Source organism: Skermanella sp. TT6, from assembly GCF_016653635.2.
In the GTDB taxonomy this organism is placed as follows: domain Bacteria; phylum Pseudomonadota; class Alphaproteobacteria; order Azospirillales; family Azospirillaceae; genus Skermanella; species Skermanella cutis.
On sequence record NZ_CP067421.1, the window covers coordinates 98,028 to 115,348 of the forward strand.

Below are 17,321 nucleotides of genomic sequence, written 5' to 3' on the forward strand. Positions count from 1 at the left end.
TTGCCGGAAATCCTGGTCCTGGCCGGTGTCAACGGTGCCGGGAAGAGCTCGGTCGTCGGAGCACGGCTGGCGGCGAACGATATCGATTGGTTCAATCCGGATGAGTATACCCGTGGCCTGATCGCCCATGGGTCCAGTCCGGGCGAGGCGAATGCCCGTGCCTGGGAGTATGGCAGGGAGCGCCTTGAGGAGGCTATCCGGACCAGGATGGATTTCGCGTTCGAGACGACCCTGGGCGGCAAGACGATTTTGTCGCTTCTCCGTCGGGCGGCGGCCACCCACGATGTTCATGTGCTGTATGTCGGATTGGCGAGCATCGATCTTCATCTCCAGCGCGTGGCCCTTCGGGTCTCCAGGGGTGGCCACCCGATTCCGGAGCAGAAGGTTCGTGAACGCTGGCAGGCGTCCCGGGCCAACCTCTGTCGACTGGTCCCGGTGCTGGCATCTCTCCAGGTTTTCGACAACAGCGTCACGGTACTGCCCGGAGCCGAAGTGCCTCCTCCGATCCTGGTGATCGACCACGAGCGCGGCAAACCTCCCTACCCCGCTCCCGATGATCTGGATCGCCTTGCGCCGGTTCCGGAGTGGTCGAAGTGTATTCTCGAAGCGGTTTTCCAGGTATCGCCCTGATTGCCCGGAGCGGGCACCGGCGAGCCGATGGGCGCAGTGCTCTCCCCCGTGTTCGCACACCATCCGCACGGCGCGCTCGCAATCTTCAGGAGAGTATCTCGGTGGGACGGGGCGGCAGCACGCCGCCCCTGGCATTCAAAGCTTGCGGGATCGGATCATGAAGGTCTGGTAGCTGTACTCGGCGATCTGGTGCCACAGATTCTGCTCGTTGCGGAACCCCGTCAGATGGTCATGGAGGCGCTTGAACATTTCGTTCTCGCCGCCGATCTCCGCGAACACTTCGTTGGCGGACTTGTAGCAGGCATCCATCACGTCCTGCGGAAAAGACCGCAACTGCGCGCCACCTGCCACAAGGCGCCGGATGGCGACCGAATTGAGCTGGTCGTACTTGGCGATCGTCAGGGTCATGGCATCTTGGGCGGCGACCCGCATCAAAGCCTGGTCGAACGGCGTCAGCGCGTCCCACCGGCCCTTGTTGATCAGGAGGAAGATCGTGGATGATGCCTCCCACCAGCCCGGATAATAGTAGTACGGCGCGATCTTGTAGAGCCCCAGCCGTTCGTCGTCGTAGGGGCCGACCCACTCGGCCGCATCGATCGCTCCCCGTTCCAGCGCCGGGTAGATGTCACCGGCGGCGATCTGCTGGGGCACCACCCCGAGCTTGGCGACGATGCGGCCCGCCAGCCCGCCAACCCGCATCTTCAGACCGCGCAGGTCCTCGACCGACTTGATCTCCTTGCGGAACCAGCCGGCCATCTGGGCATTGGTGTTGCCGATCGGCAGGCCGAACACGTTGTACCTGCCGAACAGCTCGTTCAGCAGGTTCAGCCCGCCGGCCTGGAACAGCCAGGAGTTCTGCTGGCGCGTCGTCAGGCCGAACGGCATGGCGGACCCGAAGGTGAAGGCCGGGTCCTTGCCGACATAGTAGAACGGGGAAGTGTCGCAGCATTCCACGGTGCCGTTCTGGACGGCGTCGAGGGCCTGCAGCCCGCCCACGATCTCGCCGGAGGCGAAGTGCTGGATCTGCATCCGCCCCTGCGACAGCTCACCGAGTACCTGGATGAAGATCTCCCCGGCTCCGTAGACGGCATCGAGCGAAGCAGGATAGCTCGACGTCATGCGCCAGCGCAGTTCCGTGGCGGCGGTCTGGGCCGATGCGGCACCGGCAGCCGCCAGGGTCGCGGCTGCGGAAACGCCGGCGATACTGCCGGCCAAGATGTCTCGGCGATTGATCACGGGGTGCCTCCTCCTGTTGTCTTGTTTTTGTACGTAAGCAACCTCTTTTTCCAACCCACACGCCCGAATTCGATAGCGGCACGACTACGGCATGCCAAGCATCGGTGTAGTCACGGATTTGCTCGCTGAGCCGACGGCATGGACTTGCCCGGGTTTTCGCCCCTCGGATCCCGTCACCTGCTCAGAATTTCGGTTCGTAACCGTTCTCCCCGACGGCGATCATTTCAGCTTCCAGGGTGCCTCCGCTACCTCTCTCGGCAGACGGAACGTAAACATGCGCACCTTCTCGAAGCGCTTCCATGTCGGTCTGGGAAGCCGTCAATATCGTGGCATCCGGCGGAATCACGACGGTAGCTCCCCCCTGAGGATATGATAATCCAACGACCCGGCCGCCGGGTTCGTCATGGATCTCCCTGACCACACCGTTTCGCATCATGCTGTCCGGCGTCAGGTTCCAGGTCAGGTAGGTTCCGCTTTCTCCGGATGAGCCTTGAGGATAGATAACCACGACCTTGGCCATGATCTTCTCTTCCTGCGCAGCCGGTCCCGCGACCGCGATCGACGCCTCGGTCGTCACCGAGTCCGGACTTGCGGGAGACAGGCTGTAGAAAGTCACGTCAGGCGCCAGCGTAAGGTCAGTTTCGCCGTGGGAAGTCGTGATGGTGATCCGGTTTTCGTCGATGCTTGAGATTCGGCCCTGCACGTGAACCGGTTTCTCATCCTTGTCGGTCATGGTCTGCGCCAGCGCGCCTGTCCCGAGCGCGAGAATGATGGCAATGGCTGGGGAGGTGATGCTGATACGGGCGATCATGGTCAATCCTCTGTGGCTCGATGATCTGCAGCCGGGATTTGGTGCTGCAGTGGCGCGTAACGGGGCTCGACACTCCGGTCGGGCCATTGCCCGACCGGAGTGTCCGCGAGATGAAGATCACGATCTCCCGCGGGGCCGGTATCATAAGGACGTCCCGGCAGATTACGCCGGCCGCAGATCCTGCCGACCGATCGGCAAGGTGCGGATGCGTTTACCGGTCGCTGCGAAGATCGCGTTGCAGAGGGCCGGCGCGAAGGGCGGAACGCCCGGCTCGCCGACCCCGCTCGCCGGCACATCGTAGCCGTGCGGAATGATGTGGGTCCGCACGACGAGCGGGGAGGTGTCCATCCGCGCGACCTCGAAGGTATCGTAGTTGCCCTGGACCGCCCTGCCCTCCTCGAAGGTGATCTCGCTGAACATGGTGGAACTCATCCCCATGACCGCAGCGCCCTCGATTTGCGACCGGATGCGTTCCGGATTGACCGCGAAGCCGCAGTCGATCGCAGTGTCGACCTGGGGAATAGTCAGATTGCCCTGATCATCGATCGCCACCTCCATCGCCGTCGCCACGTAAGTCAGGAAGCTGCGATGCACGGCGATGCCGAGACCATGCCCCTTGGGCATCTGGCGACCCCAGCCGATCTGCTCCGCCGCGACCCTGACGACGTTCGCAAGGCGCCCGGTGTCGATCGGATAGGTGTCGTAGGGATCGCCGTAGTTCCAGAAATCGTCCACCACGCCGGCTGCCTTGATGTCGATCTTCCTGGATGGGCCGATCAACTCCAGGAGAAAGTCCTTGGGGTCCCTGCCCAACTCGTGCGCGATCTCGGCCACGAAGGACTGGACGGCGAAGGCGTGCGGGATGTTCGATACCGACCTGAACCAGCCGATCCTGGTATGCGCCTCGGCCTCCCCGTTCTCGCACCTGATGTTGGGGATCGCGAACGGCACGTCGACGACGCCCATCGCGAGTTCGAGAGAGTGCTCGTACTTCGGGTCCGGCATGAAGGTGGACATCAGGCTGGGCGCCACGGTGCGGTGCAGCCAGCCCGTCACTTTACCGTTGCCGTCCAGGGCGGCTTCCAACCGATTGAAGCAGACAGTGTGATAGAAGCTGTGCTGGATATCGTCCTCCCGTGTCCAGTTCAGCTTGACCGGGGTTCCGCCGAGCGCCTTCGATATCAGGACCGCCTCCTGGGCGTAGTCGGACTGGGACTTGCGGCCGAAGCCGCCGCCCAGCAAGGTGACGTGCACCGTCACCTTCTCGATCGGCAGGTCGAGCAACTTCGCCAGATCCTCCCGGCAGCCGTAGGGATACTGCAGCGGCGCCCATACCTCGCACTGGCCGTCACCCGCCACGGCCGTCGCGACCATCGGCTCCATCGGGGCACAGGCGAGGTGCGGGACATAATATTCAGCCGACATCTTCTTCGCGGCACCGGCAAAGGCCTTTTCAGGATCGCCCTCATCCCGGACGATCTTGGCGGGGCCTCGGGCGGTTCGCTCCATCGCCGCCTTGTACGCCGCGCTGTCGTAGGACGCATTCGACCCGTTGTCCCACTCGATCTTGAGCGCCTCGCGCCCCTTGATGGCAGCCCAGGTGCTGTTGGCGACCACGGCGATACCACCCAGCGGGGTGTACTTGACCCTGGGATCCTGTGTCGGGATCTCGATGATCCTCTCGACTCCAGGAACCTCGAGGGCCTCCTTGTCGTCGAACGTCTTGACCCTCCCGCCGACGACAGGCGGCCGGGCGACGACGGCATACTTCATGCCGGGCCGTACGACATCCTGCCCGTACTGCGCCTTGCCGGTCGTGATGTCGTGCAGGTCGTAGATCCCGATGTTTCCCTTGCCCATATACCGGAACTCGGCATCCGGCTTCAGGTTGAGCTGCTCGATCGGCGGCACGGGAATGTCCATGGCGGCCTGGGCGAGGTCCCCGTAGCCCAGCTTGCGGCCGGATGCCTGGTGCAGGACCTCGTGGTTTCTGGCCCGGACCTCGCCGACCGGCACTTTCCACTGGTTGGCCGCTGCCTGTTCGAGCATCTGGCGCATGGCTGCGCCGCACTGCCGCATCGGCTGGATGAAATGGCGCATGCTGCGCGAGCCGTCGGTGTCCTGATTGCCGTAACGCGGCTCATCGGCAAGCGCCTGGACAAGCTTCACCCGAGTCCATTCGGCTTCCAACTCATCCGCGACCACCATGGGCAGACTGGTCCGGATGCCGGTTCCCATCTCCGACCGGTGCGTCACGATCGTGACCGTGCCCGAAGGATCTATGCTGATGAAGACATGCGGGTCGTTGACCGTTCCGTGCGGCATCTCGCCGGCGCCGGTGGCATAGGCCGCTGCCGCCGATGCCCGACCGATCGGCAGGAACTGCAGGGCCACGATCAGGCCGGCCGCGGAGCCGGCACCCTTGAGAAAGCTGCGGCGGCTGACATTCTGGATGAGCGCTCGTGCGGGCATGGCTCAGGCTCCCGTTCCGGCCGCTTTGACGGCGGCGTGGATCCGCTGGTAGCAGCCGCAGCGGCATAGGTTTCCCGCCATGGCCGTGGTGATCTGCTTGTCGTCCGGATTCGGCGTCGAGGCGATGAAGGCGGCGGCCTGCATGATCTGCCCCGACTGGCAGAACCCGCATTGCGGCACGTTGGCTTCGCGCCAGGCGCGCTGGACCGGATGGTCGCCTCGCGGGTCCAGCCCCTCGATCGTGGTCACCGGCCCCTGGACATCGCCGACGAAAGTGACGCAGGAGCGCACGGCCTCGCCGCCGACATGGACGGTGCAGGCGCCGCACGCGGCGATGCCGCAACCATATTTGGTGCCGGTCAACCCGATCGTGTCCCGGATGACCCATAGCAAGGGGGTGTCGGGCGGAACATCCACCTGGTGTTGCTGCCCGTTAACGGTCAACGTAATGGCCATCGAGCCTCTCCCTTCCAGCTTGTGGCTTGCCAGTTTCTCGGTTCCTGTTTCATTCAGTGCCGGCCCTGACGGATCGTTTTTCGGTAGGGAGGCCGCACTGTTCCCAGAGTTCCCTTACTGCTTCGGCGATCCGCCCGACGCGGTTTCATTGCCAAGGAGCGGCTCGGCGATGGATTGCGCTTTCTCCAGGTGCTGCCTCAGGACCGGCAGCTGCTGCGTTGCGAAAGCGCGGAGCCGGTCGTCCTCACTGACTGCGGCCTGGGCCTCGTAGAGCCTGACCGCCTCGACGTGACTCTTCACCTGGCCTGCCATGTACTCACGGTCGAACTCCTGGCCGGAGAGGTTCGAGAGGTTGCTCTCCTGCTGCCGGGCAGCCGCCTGCTCCGCACTCAGCGGCGTGCCGCCCTTGCTGCCTCCGGGCGGAAAGCCCTGCTCCTCGGCAATCCTCAGAAGTTCGGCATTCGCTTTCTCATGATCGCGTACCATGCTCTCGGCGAAAGCCTTGACGTCGGAGCCGTCCGCCTTGCTCGCCGCGAGCTTCCCAGCCTCGACCTCGGCCATTCCGGCGGCGGTGGCCTCCTCGACGAATTTGGCGTCGGATATCGCGGGCGTATCCGCGCCGGTGGTGACCGTTGTCTGGGCCTGGGAGGCGGAGCCGCAGAATGCGAGGACCAGCGCGCAGAAGGCCGCGGCTGTCGTGACACGGATATGGATGGACATGAGTCCTCCCCGAGGTTGTCTTGTTGATCCGGAGCGAGCCGTCATCTCTTTTCCATCACGTTCGCGAACACCTCGATCTCCAGCGAGGAGCCGGCACCCCGGACAGCCATGAGGCGGATGGTGTCCGCCCTGATCAGGGGCGTGGCCTTGCCGTGATGGACGTCGGTCGCCACCGTCTTGCCATCGGCCTCGACGTCGAAACGAACGTCATCGGGTCTGTCCGCGACGACCTTCCAGAGGATCTCGACGGTACGGGGTGGAAGCTTGAGCTGGAAGGGTTCGCTGCTCACGGGGCCGCCATCGGCCGCCGGTGCGATCGGAACGGTGCGGACGAGGGTTTCCTTCATACTCGGATTGTTGTGGGCAAGCGCCGTCTGGCCGAGGAGGCCGAGAAATGCCGCGCACAGAAGGCTTCGGCGCACTGCCGGGATGCCGGCCCCGGTCATGACGCGGAGGCCCGCGTCACCAGGACGCTTACGGAATCCTCATAGGTCTTTCCTTCCTGGCCGGCTCCCCGGAACAGGTTCGTCTGCATCCGGAGAGTGCGGCCGTCGATGGACTTGGTGCATTCCTGCTTGACGAACATGCCCCCTATCTCCGTCTCGCCGGCTTGCCGCGGGAGATCCCTGCACGTCCAGTCCCGGGGTCCGTAGTGATCCCGGACTTTCAGGGACAGGAGAAACGCCTTCTTCCTCAGGTACGGGCTGGCCTTCGAGTCCGTCACGATGCGCAGGTCCTCGATCATGCCGTTGTCCGCGACGGACATGGTGAGGATTACCGGGTGTCCGGCAATCTTGGTTCCCTCCCACCGGTCGGCGAACCTGGCCAGCTGCTTGTCCTCCTCGAACTCGAAGTGGATCCGGCGCAGTCCCCCGGCGTCGGCAGGACAGCTCCTGTACTCGGTCCAGTCCGAGAGAGGCGGCCCGGCCCGGTCCGCACAGGCGAACCCGGTCAAGCCGACCGCGGAATTCCCGTCGAGCATGGTGCCGACCGTGATCCGACGCACATCGGTCTGGTGCATATCCACGGCGCGGGCAGTGACAGGAGCCGCCGCCACAAGGCACGCGACCACCGCCGAAAGACATGATGTCATTTGTAGCTTCGGCATTGTTTCGCCTCTTCTCCCCAGAAGGCAACGCAATCCGCACGGTCGGGCTTGCCTTTGCCCTTCATGTTGGCGGTGACGTAGTCGGACACGGCTACGATCTCCTCCGGCGACAGGAACTCCGCGGCCTGCGGCGGTTGTTCGACGCCGGCCTCCTTCGGGTTCATCCCGTAGCACCCTTCCGATGACCAGGAATGCCTGTCGTGGAAAGGCATTCTGGTTCCCGGACGACCGCAACGGACCACTTCGATGAGCTGATCCCGGTCCATTCGAGTGTCGCGGAGGGAGAGTGCCGCGCCGCCGTATCCGCCGCCTCCACCACCGTGCCATTTGTGGCAGCCGACACAGTTCGCCTTCTCGTATATCGCCTTGCCTTGATCGGCACCAAGGACCGGGCCGGCCAGGAAAGCCGACGCCATGATCGCAGCGGTCAGAACCAAGCTGAAATTCTTCATTTTCTTGCCGAAACCCCCTGGATACTCCCCTGCTCTCCGATTGTTCCTTCAAGGCTCGAATGTTCTCCCAGCCGGAAAAGGTCCGGGCGGCGTTCGACCGCCGCCCGGCGGGAGATCAAAGGGAGAAGACGTAGAGCATGCTGCTGGGCTGAACCTTCTCCAGGCCCTTGGTTCCGTCGACGAACCACTTCGGCCAAGCTCCGCCCAGGCCCACCAGGATCGCGACATACTGCTTGCCGTTCACCGAATAGGTCATGGGAGGGGCATTGACCCCCGATCCCGTATTGAAGGTCCACAACGGCTCGAGGGTCTTCGCATCCAGGCCGTAGATCTCCCCGGAGGGATGACCCGTGAGGACCACGCCGCCCGCGGTGCTGAGCATGCCGCCAAGCAGGGGATAATGCGTCTTGAACTTGCCCGCGACCTCGCCGGTCGTGACGTCTATCGCCGTCACGCTGCCGTGGATCTGCTCGTGCTGCCGAGGCCCGCCACCGGTGAACCACTCTCGGGGCTGGTAGCTCTCACCGGGAATGATCTCCTCGTTGATCATTTGGTTGCAGCTCTCGATGACCGGGATGTACCAGAGCTTCAGTTGAGGATTGTAGGCGGTCGGCGGCCAGTTCTTGCCGCCCATGTTCCCGGGACAGGAGGTACCGACCGGATTCTCGCGGCTCGGCGCCGTCCCCTCGGCGTACTGCTGGACCTGCGTGGAAGGATCGTAGTTGAGAGGCTTGCCGGTCTTCTCGTCGAGCCCCGGCGTCCAGGTCACCTTCTCGACGAACTTGGCTCCCCACATGAAGTCCCCGGACTCGCGGTCGAGCGCGTAGCCGAATCCATTCCTGTTGGCGTGCAGGGCAAGCTTGCGCGGGGCGCCCCGGATGGTCTCCTCGACGAGCACGTGCTCGGAAACGGCATCGTAGTCATACGGGTCGTTCGGAGTGTACTGATAGTGCCACTTGATCTGGCCGGTGGCAGGATCGAGCGCCAGGGCGCTGTTGGTGTACAGATTGTCGCCCGGCCTGTATTGGCTGTCCCAGTCGGGACCGGGATTGCCGACGCCCCAGTAGATGACGTCCAGTTCCGGATCGTAAGTGCCGGTTACCCAGGTGGAGCCGCCCCCGGTCTTCCAGGCCTCGTAATCGTCCTTCCAGGTATCGTGACCGGGCTCACCCGGTGCGGGGATGGTATGCCGCCGCCAAACCTCCTTGCCGTCGTTCAGGTCGGTGGCCGCGATCCAGCCTCGGATCCCGTATTCCGCTCCGCCGACACCCGTGATGGCCATGTCCTTGACGATGAGGGGGGCACCGGTGATGGTCTCGGCGACGCCGGGATCGGCGATCTTACTCTCCCAGGCGACCTCGCCGGTCTCCTTGTCCGTGGCGATCAGCCGGCCGTCCAAGGTATGCGAAACGACCTTGTCGCGCCAGAGTGCCACCCCGCGATTGTTGACGCCGCAGCACGCCACGGCGCCGGACCATTCCTTGTCCGTCTTGGGGTCCATCTTCCAGACGAGCTTGCCGGAACCGTCACGGACATCGAGTTTGTAGACGCTGCCCCAGCCGTCGGTGACGTACATCATGCCGTCCTCGACGATGGGCGTGCCTTCCAGCCCGCCATGGGGCCATATGCCGCCTTTTTCGATGCCGCCCAAGGCGAAGGTCCAGGCGACCTTCATGTCCTTGATGTTGCTTGCGTTGATCTGGTCGAGCTTGGAATGGCGCTGACCGCTGTAGGATTGGTGATGATGCAGCCAGTTCTGCGGCTCGGCGTCCGGCGCCTTCAGCAGGCGGTCTTGCGTGATGTCCCCGGCCCGTGCCGACGGGGGGATCACCGTGCCCAGCAGAAGGGTCAGGGCCAGGACACTTGCCGCCGACGCTGAACGCCGGACAGCATTGAGCGAATGCTTCATAACTTCCTCCCAGGTAGACTTGGTTTTGTTTTTTATATCCCGAGGCTTGATCTGGAGTTGCGCAGGAGGCCGGCGAGCCGGGCGGTCCTGCAGGCGTCTGTGCGGATTACTTGCTGGAAAAGCGTTGCGGCGCTTCGAGGATCAGACTTCCGCGAGGCGATCGCGGAGATGCCCGAACCAGGGGCGGCACGGGAAATGCGGCGTCGGAAGCGGGGTGTCTCCCGTCTTTCGGAAGTTCAGGCATGATCCGTGCGAGCCTGCCGTGCGAGAGGCGTGCGGCCGGACTCCGCCCCATGGAGGAGACCCGCGGAAAGTTGTGCCGCCGTCAGAGACGACAGGCTCTTTCGGAATACAAGTCGCCGCCATTGTCTTTCCCCGGAATACAGGCTTTGCCGTTTCCATTGGAGCATAGCCTTGTTGATTATACCTACGGTGTCACTTGCCCCCTATTCTCAGGCATGCCTCAACCAGACCGTTCGATTTGCAATCAAAGCATGGTCCAGTCCTGGTGTTCAAGCGGCGAATATGGCGAAGGATGCCTTATTTGGTGACAAAGTCAAATTTCGCAGCGCAATATGAAATCGCTGCATTGCGATAAGGTGCCGCGCCGCGGAATACAGATGAATGGATGCATTCTTGCCCTAAATAACTTAAATAATTACGCGAAACTTGCGCCCCAAATGTGGCAGCTTTTCCGACGTATACCAACCGGGTTGATAGCTGTCCGATGGCAATGAAACTTTATTTGTCTAAAAAGTCGAGAGCCTTCGATGGGGAGCGTCACGAAGTCGAACGACCCAAGCTGGAACCGGCAGTGCCGCCGCCCGTGCCCTTCCGGCCTGCGTCAGGCGAAAACAGCAACCGACCGCCGCAACGACGCTGGCGCGTTGCCCGCATCTCCGCAGTCGCAACCACAGGTGAGGGTAGCGTGATTTTAGTTCAGGAGCGGCCTCCTCCAACCAGGCAGCCGGTCTCCGCGGCCCTCGCGGGAGGGTCCACCTCGGTGACGCCGTGTCGGTCTGGTTCCTGCACCTTCAGGAGTTTACGCCGCCAGCCAATCTCCTATCGACCAAGCGACGCGACCGGTTCAATAACGTGCCTTCAGTTCAAGGGATCGGGAAGGGAAGCCATGCTCAGGGAAAGACATATCCAAGCTGCGTCGGATTTGCTGTATCAATGCTGGCAGGACGGTCGCCGCATAACCGCCCTGCCTGACGAAGTGCGCCCGTCCACCCGTGCGGAAGGCTACGCCATCCAGGCCTTGCTGGATCATAGGACCGCCGGGCCCTTGTTCGGTTGGAAGATCGCCGCGACCAGTCTGGCGGGGCAAGCCCATATCGCTGTCGACGGTCCGCTGGCTGGCCGGCTGCTGTCGGAAAGGGTGTTCGGCGACGGCGCCCGGCTCTCGCTGGCGGGAAACCGGATGCGAGTGGCGGAGCCGGAATTCGCCTTCCGCATGGGCCATGACCTCGTCCCGCGAACATCCGCCTATGGCACGGATGAGGTATTGGACGCAGTGGAAACCCTGCATCCCGCGATCGAGGTGCCGGATTCCCGGTTCGAGGATTTCGTCCGTGCCGGCGCGCCGCAACTCCTCGCCGACGATGCCTGCGCCCATCTCTTCGTGCTTGGGGCCGCCACCGAGGCGCCCTGGCGGTCTATCGATATTGCGCGCCATCCCGTTCAGGCCATGGTCAACGGCGGCGCTCCCTTGACCGGCGGTGGCGAGAACGTGCTCGGTGATCCGCGGATCGCCCTGACATGGCTCGTCAACGAGGTGTCAGCGCTGGGTATCGTGCTGAAGGCGGGTCAGATCGTGACCACCGGCACATGCATGACCCCGATTCCGCTGGCTCCCGGTGACGCGGTCGAGGCGGATTTTGGTGCCCTGGGACGGGTTGCGGTCCAATTCGAGTCCTGAAGGACCTCGCAGCACTCCGGGCAAGTTGCTCAACCGAGAGGCGCCTGTCGCGCTGAAGCGCTTTCCGAACCCGCTTCACGCGGTGGCCTTCCGTCCTCGCCGATGGAGGGTCATCCCGGGGTCTGATTTCCTTGAGAAATCAGCAGTTTGAGCCGTCGCAGCCGTGGCCTGGGCTTGGACGCCGATCCTCATACGGGAAGTCCCGCGGTATAAGGCGACTTCGGATGCCCTGGCGTATGATTGCCCAAAATGTCGCCAGCCCTGGTGCCCACGTGGGCAGAATCTCGCCGCCCGCCCGGCGCGGGCCGGCGCGGTTGCCGCATTCCCAGGTATTCGGCGCTTGGCACGCCCTTTGAATAGCTCTTGGCCTCAGCAGCTAGGGTTCCGGCCGGAAGGGGTTCACATTCCTCCGGTGTTACTGGTCCGAGAGCAGCGACCCGTCCGGTGAACAGCGGACGGGCACACGGCGGGACAAAAGCCCGGGAGGTCTCAAACACGGAGGATGTTGCTCCGATGGGACGTCCCATTGCCCGGCACTCCTCCTATACCCGAGGTGTGACCATGGCGACCGTTCGCCCCGACCTGTTGTATCAAGACCAAATCGATGGCGGCAAACACTGGTCGTTCACGCTCCGGCGCGGCACGATCCTGCGCCTGATCGACCGCGAGGGCGGCGCCAATGTCGGCATGCTGTTCTACAATCCCGCCAACCTGCTGGAGCGATACAACGCGCCCGACACGCTGAAGTGCCAGCACACCTTCAAGCTGACCGCCGGACACTGCCTCTATTCCGACATGGGGCGGGTCTTCTGCTCCATCGTCGAGGACACCGCCGGCTGGCACGACACCGTCTGCGGCAATTCCACCAAGTCCCTGGTGGCGGAGCGCTGGGGCCGCAGGAGCTACCAGGAATACCGCAACGACTGGACCCAGAACGGCCATGACAGCTTCTTGGTCGAGGCGGCCAAGTACGGCCTGGGCCGGCGCGACCTGGCGGCCAACGTCAACTGGTTCAGCAAGGTCCGCACCGAGCAGGACGGCACCCTGGTCTTCGATCCCGAGGGTGCCCGCGCAGGGGCCCACGTGGACCTGCGGTTCGACATGGACACGCTGGTGCTGTTCCACACCTGCCCGCACCCCATGAACCCGGCGGCGGAATACCCGCGCAAGCCCGTCTCGTACGAACTCCGTCGCGGCGATCCGGCGGCAGAGGACGATCCCTGCCGCACCAGCCGCCCCGAGAACGGACGCGGCTTCGCGAACAACCACCTCTACCACCTGTGCGGCTGACCGGAACCGGGACCTGGAACAATGACGAAACAGAGCATCCTTTCCCCCGAGACCGCCGTCTACCGCAGGACCGTCCCCGCCGGCGACTACTGGATCCATGTGGTCAAGGCCGGTCAGGTCTTCCGCATCGTCGACCTGGAAGGGAACCAGGCGGCCGACACCCTCTTCTACAACGCCGCCGACCCGGCCGAGCGCTACAGCGCGGTCGATACCATCCGGGAGCAGCGCAACGTCTATCTCGGCGTCGGCACCCGGCTGATGTCCACGGCCGGCAATCCCATGCTGGAGATCGTCGCCGACACGGTCGGCCGCCACGACACGCTGGGCGGAGCCTGCTCGACCGAGTCCAACACCGTCCGCTACGCGCTGGAGAAGAAGTGCATGCATGCCTGCCGCGACAGCTACCTGCTGGCGGTGGCCGAGCACGAGGAGTTCGGGCTGACCAAGCGGGACATCACCCACAACATCAACTTCTTCATGAACGTGCCGGTCACCCCGGAAGGCGGGCTGACCTTCGCCGACGGCCTCAGCGGGCCGGGCCAGTATGTGGAGATGCGGGCCTGCATGGACGTGATCGTCCTGATCTCCAACTGTCCGCAGCTCAACAATCCCTGCAACGCCTACGACCCGACGCCGATCGAAGTGGTGGTCTGGGACGCGGCGGCATAACGGCGGCCCCGGCACGGATAATCACCATGTTCAGCAAAGTCCTGATCGCCAACCGCGGCGAGATCGCCTGCCGCGTCATCCGCACGCTCGACCGGATGGGCATCGCCTCGGTCGCGGTCCATTCCGAGCCCGACTCCCATTCCCTGCACGTGGCCATGGCCGGCGAGGCGGTCTGCATCGGCCCGGCCGCGGTGTCGGAAAGCTATCTCGACGCCGGCCGCATCCTGGAGGCGGCCCGGGCGACCGGCGCGCAGGCGATCCACCCCGGCTACGGCTTCCTGTCGGAGAACCCGGGATTCGCCGAGGCCTGCGCCGAGGCCGGCATCGCCTTCATCGGCCCGACGCCGGACCAGATGCGCGCCTTCGGCCTGAAGCACACCGCCCGCCGGCTGGCGGCGGAGAGCGGCGTTCCGCTGTCGCCCGGCAGCGGGCTGCTGGCCGGCGCCGGGGAGGCGCTGGAGGCGGCGGCCCGCATCGGCTATCCCGTGATGATCAAGAGCACGGCCGGCGGCGGCGGCATCGGCATGCAGCTCTGCCGCGAGCCGTCGCAGCTGGCCGGGATGTTCGAGGCGGTGTCGCGGCTGTCGCGCAACAACTTCAAGGAGTCCGGGGTCTACCTAGAGAAGTTCGTCGAGCACGCGCGCCACATCGAGGTGCAGATCTTCGGCGACGGGCGCGGCACCGTGGTGGCCCTGGGCGAGCGGGACTGCTCGGCCCAGCGGCGGAACCAGAAGGTGATCGAGGAAACGCCGGCCCCCCATCTCTCCGACGCGCAGCGCCAAGCCCTGTTCGACGCGGCGGAGCGGCTGGGGAAGGCGGTCGGCTACCGGTCCGCCGGGACGGTGGAATTCATCCACGACGCTGAGGCCGGGGAGTTCTATTTCCTGGAGGTGAACACCCGGCTCCAGGTCGAGCACGGTGTGACGGAGGAGGTGACCGGCATCGACCTGGTGGAATGGATGATCCGCCAAGCCGCCGGCGAGGCGCTTCCGCTGGCGGAACACGCGCGACGGGCCGAAGGCGCCTCCATCCAGGTGCGGGTCTATGCCGAGGACCCCGGCCGCGCCTTCCGCCCGTCGGCGGGCATCCTGACCCGGGCGGAATTCCCCGGGGATGCCCGGGTGGAGACCTGGGTCGAGCGCGGCACCGAGGTGACGCCGTTCTACGATCCGCTGCTGGCCAAGATCATCGTGCGCGGCACCGACCGCGCCGACGCCATCGCGAAGCTGCGGACGGCGCTCGACGCCTGCCGGCTCGACGGGATCGAGACCAACCTGGGATACCTGCGCCAGATCGCCGCCGACCCGGCTTTCGCGGAAGGCGGCTTCACCACCCGCTACCTGGAGACCGTGGCCTACCGGGCGCGCTCCATCGAGGTGGTGGCGCCCGGCACGCTGACCAGCGTCCAGGACCATCCCGGCCGGGTCGGCTACTGGGAGGTCGGCGTGCCGCCGTCCGGTCCCATGGACCCGCTGGCCTTCCGGCTGGGCAACCGGCTGCTGGGCAACCCGGAGGGAACGGCCGGGCTGGAGCTGACGGTTTCCGGGCCAACGCTGAAGTTCAACGCGGACGCGCTGGTCTGCCTGGCAGGGGCCGCCATGCCGGCGACCCTCGACGGCGCCGCCGTGCCGTTCTGGCGGCCGGTCGCCGTGCCGGCCGGCTCGACGCTCCGCGTCGGGGCGGCGACCGGCGCGGGATGCCGGGCCTATCTGCTGGTCCGGGGCGGCATCGACGTGCCCGAATACCTGGGCAGCCGGTCCACCTTCACCCTCGGCAAGTTCGGCGGCCATGGCGGCCGGGCGCTGATGCCCGGCGACGTGCTCCATGTCGGGAACGAGGCGGCTGGGGAAGCCGGGACGATCGATCCGGCCCTGGTGCCGGACTACGGCCATGCCTGGGAGATCGGCGTGCTGTACGGCCCCCACGGGGCGCCGGACTTCTTCACCGAAACCGACATCGCGACCTTCTTCGCCGCGGACTGGGAGGTCCATTACAATTCCAGCCGCACGGGGGTGCGCCTGATCGGCCCCAAGCCGGACTGGGCGCGGAAGGACGGCGGCGAGGCGGGGCTTCACCCCTCCAACATCCACGACAACGCCTATGCTGTCGGCACCGTCGATTTCACCGGCGACATGCCGGTGATCCTGGGGCCGGACGGGCCGAGCCTGGGCGGCTTCGTCTGCCCGGCCACCATCGTCCAGGCCGAGCTGTGGAAGATCGGCCAGCTCCGGCCGGGCGACACGGTCCGCTTCCGCCGGCTGACCGCGGCCGAGGCGGCCGGCCTGGAGGACGCGCAGGACGCCGAAGTCGCGACGCTCCGGCCGGTGGACCGGGCCGCCCTGCCGCCGCGGCGGGGCACCGGGCCGGACGAGGCCGTGCTGCACCGGCTTGCCGCCGTTCCGGGCGGGGAGGACGTGGTCTACCGGCGCTCGGGCGACCGCTACCTGCTGGTGGAGTACGGGCCGCTTGTGCTGGACCTGACCCTGCGGTTCCGGGTCCACGCGCTCCAGCGGCATCTGGAAGGTCTCGGGCTGGCCGGCATCCTGGACCTCACCCCGGGCATCCGCTCGCTCCAGGTCCACTACGACAGCCGGGTGCTGGCGATCGAAGACCTGCTGGACCGGCTGGTCGCGGCGGAGCGGGAGCTTCCCGCGATCGACGACCTGGAGGTTCCGACCCGGATCGTCCACCTGCCGCTGTCGTGGGACGACGAGGCGACCCGGCTCGCGATCTCGAAATACATGCAGTCGGTCCGGGCCGACGCCCCCTGGTGCCCGAGCAACATCGAGTTCATCCGCCGGATCAACGGGCTGGACGGCGTCGAGGCGGTCAAGGAGATCCTGTTCGGCGCCAGCTACCTGGTGATGGGGCTGGGCGACGTCTATCTGGGGGCGCCCGTCGCGACCCCGGTCGATCCGCGCCACCGGCTGGTCACCACCAAGTACAACCCCGCCCGCACCTGGACGCCGGAGAACGCGGTCGGCATCGGCGGCGCCTATCTCTGCGTCTACGGGATGGAGGGGCCGGGCGGCTACCAGTTCGTCGGCCGCACCTGCCAGATGTGGAATACCTACCGGAGCACGGCCGAGTTCCCGCCGGGCAAGTCCTGGCTGCTGCGCCACTTCGACCAGATCCGCTTCCACCCCGTCACCCACGACGAACTGATGGCCTTCCGGGCCGATTTCCTCCAGGGGCGGGCGTCGCTGAGGATTACCGAGGAGACCTTCCGCCTGCGCGACTACCGGCGCTTCCTGGAGGAAAACCGGGACTCGATCGAGGCCTTCAAGGCCCGGCAGCAGGCCGCCTTCGAGGAGGAGCGCGCCCGGTGGGAGGCTTCGGGCGAGAACCTGGTGATCGAAAGAAACGACTCTGACCCCATTCCGCTGGAGCATGCGGACATGCCCGACGGGGGCGAGGCCATCGCCAGCCCGGTGTCGGGAAGCATCTGGAAGGTGGCCGGAGCGGCCGGGACGGCCGTCAAGGCCGGCGACGTCCTGGTCATCGTCGAATCCATGAAGATGGAGATCGCGGTCCCCGCCCCCGCCGACGGCACCCTGGTCGAGATCCGGTGCGCCGAGGGGCAGGCCGTCTCGCTGGGCCAGCCGCTCGCCGTCTTCCTCCCCGCAGCATGATGATCGAAGCACCCG

General features: G+C 65.4%; 14 protein-coding genes and 1 riboswitch. Of the genes, 5 read left to right on the forward strand and 9 right to left on the reverse strand.

Going from position 1 to position 17,321, the window contains the following annotated elements; all coding sequences use genetic code 11:
* Positions 1–630 (forward strand): AAA family ATPase, encoded by a 630-nt coding sequence (locus IGS68_RS28280; protein WP_201082431.1) that lies wholly within the window; start codon positions 1–3, stop codon positions 628–630.
* A gap of 135 nt (positions 631–765) precedes the next feature.
* Here IGS68_RS28280 and IGS68_RS28285 read toward each other — a convergent pair whose 3' ends face one another.
* From IGS68_RS28285 to IGS68_RS28325, 9 genes are all read right to left on the reverse strand, one after another.
* Positions 766–1,863, reverse strand: a complete 1,098-nt coding sequence (locus IGS68_RS28285; RefSeq protein WP_201082810.1) for a TRAP transporter substrate-binding protein — start codon at positions 1,861–1,863, stop codon at positions 766–768.
* 184 nt (positions 1,864–2,047) lie between these two features.
* Entirely contained in the window at positions 2,048–2,677 is a 630-nt protein-coding gene (locus tag IGS68_RS28290) for a hypothetical protein (RefSeq protein WP_201082433.1), read from the reverse strand.
* Between the two features lie 162 nt (positions 2,678–2,839).
* On the reverse strand, positions 2,840–5,149 hold the full coding sequence (locus tag IGS68_RS28295; protein ID WP_201082435.1) for a xanthine dehydrogenase family protein molybdopterin-binding subunit: 2,310 nt from the start codon (positions 5,147–5,149) through the stop codon (positions 2,840–2,842).
* A gap of 3 nt (positions 5,150–5,152) precedes the next feature.
* Positions 5,153–5,605, reverse strand: a complete 453-nt coding sequence (locus IGS68_RS28300; RefSeq protein ID WP_201082437.1) for a (2Fe-2S)-binding protein — start codon at positions 5,603–5,605, stop codon at positions 5,153–5,155.
* 114 nt (positions 5,606–5,719) lie between these two features.
* The gene (locus IGS68_RS28305; protein ID WP_201082439.1) at positions 5,720–6,325 is read right to left on the reverse strand and encodes a DUF4142 domain-containing protein; all 606 of its coding nucleotides are present in this window, start codon (positions 6,323–6,325) and stop codon (positions 5,720–5,722) included.
* A gap of 41 nt (positions 6,326–6,366) precedes the next feature.
* Positions 6,367–6,771, reverse strand: coding sequence for a hypothetical protein (locus tag IGS68_RS28310; protein ID WP_201082440.1), 405 nt, complete (start codon positions 6,769–6,771; stop codon positions 6,367–6,369).
* Positions 6,768–7,280, reverse strand: coding sequence for a hypothetical protein (locus IGS68_RS28315; RefSeq protein ID WP_201082441.1), 513 nt, complete (start codon positions 7,278–7,280; stop codon positions 6,768–6,770). Before IGS68_RS28315 ends, IGS68_RS28310 begins: the two co-directional genes overlap by 4 nt.
* Before the next feature lie 134 nt (positions 7,281–7,414).
* Positions 7,415–7,885 carry a c-type cytochrome gene (locus IGS68_RS28320; protein ID WP_201082442.1) on the reverse strand — a complete coding sequence of 157 codons (471 nt, stop codon included), beginning with the start codon at positions 7,883–7,885 and terminating at the stop codon, positions 7,415–7,417.
* A gap of 115 nt (positions 7,886–8,000) precedes the next feature.
* Positions 8,001–9,794 carry a PQQ-dependent dehydrogenase, methanol/ethanol family gene (locus tag IGS68_RS28325; protein WP_201082443.1) on the reverse strand — a complete coding sequence of 598 codons (1,794 nt, stop codon included), beginning with the start codon at positions 9,792–9,794 and terminating at the stop codon, positions 8,001–8,003.
* Between the two features lie 1,129 nt (positions 9,795–10,923).
* On the opposite strand from IGS68_RS28325, the gene IGS68_RS28330 reads away from it, so the two are divergent.
* From IGS68_RS28330 to uca, 4 genes are all read left to right on the forward strand, one after another.
* Entirely contained in the window at positions 10,924–11,715 is a 792-nt protein-coding gene (locus IGS68_RS28330) for a 2-keto-4-pentenoate hydratase (protein WP_201082444.1), read from the forward strand.
* Positions 11,716–12,080: 365 nt separating this feature from the next.
* A riboswitch (guanidine-I (ykkC/yxkD leader) is annotated at positions 12,081–12,203 on the forward strand.
* Between the two features lie 73 nt (positions 12,204–12,276).
* On the forward strand, positions 12,277–13,005 hold the full coding sequence (locus IGS68_RS28335; protein WP_201082445.1) for an urea amidolyase associated protein UAAP1: 729 nt from the start codon (positions 12,277–12,279) through the stop codon (positions 13,003–13,005).
* A gap of 21 nt (positions 13,006–13,026) precedes the next feature.
* Entirely contained in the window at positions 13,027–13,674 is a 648-nt protein-coding gene (locus IGS68_RS28340) for an urea amidolyase associated protein UAAP2 (protein WP_201082447.1), read from the forward strand.
* A gap of 26 nt (positions 13,675–13,700) precedes the next feature.
* On the forward strand, positions 13,701–17,306 hold the full coding sequence (gene uca, locus IGS68_RS28345) for an urea carboxylase (protein ID WP_201082449.1): 3,606 nt from the start codon (positions 13,701–13,703) through the stop codon (positions 17,304–17,306).
* Positions 17,307–17,321: the final 15 nt, after the last annotated feature.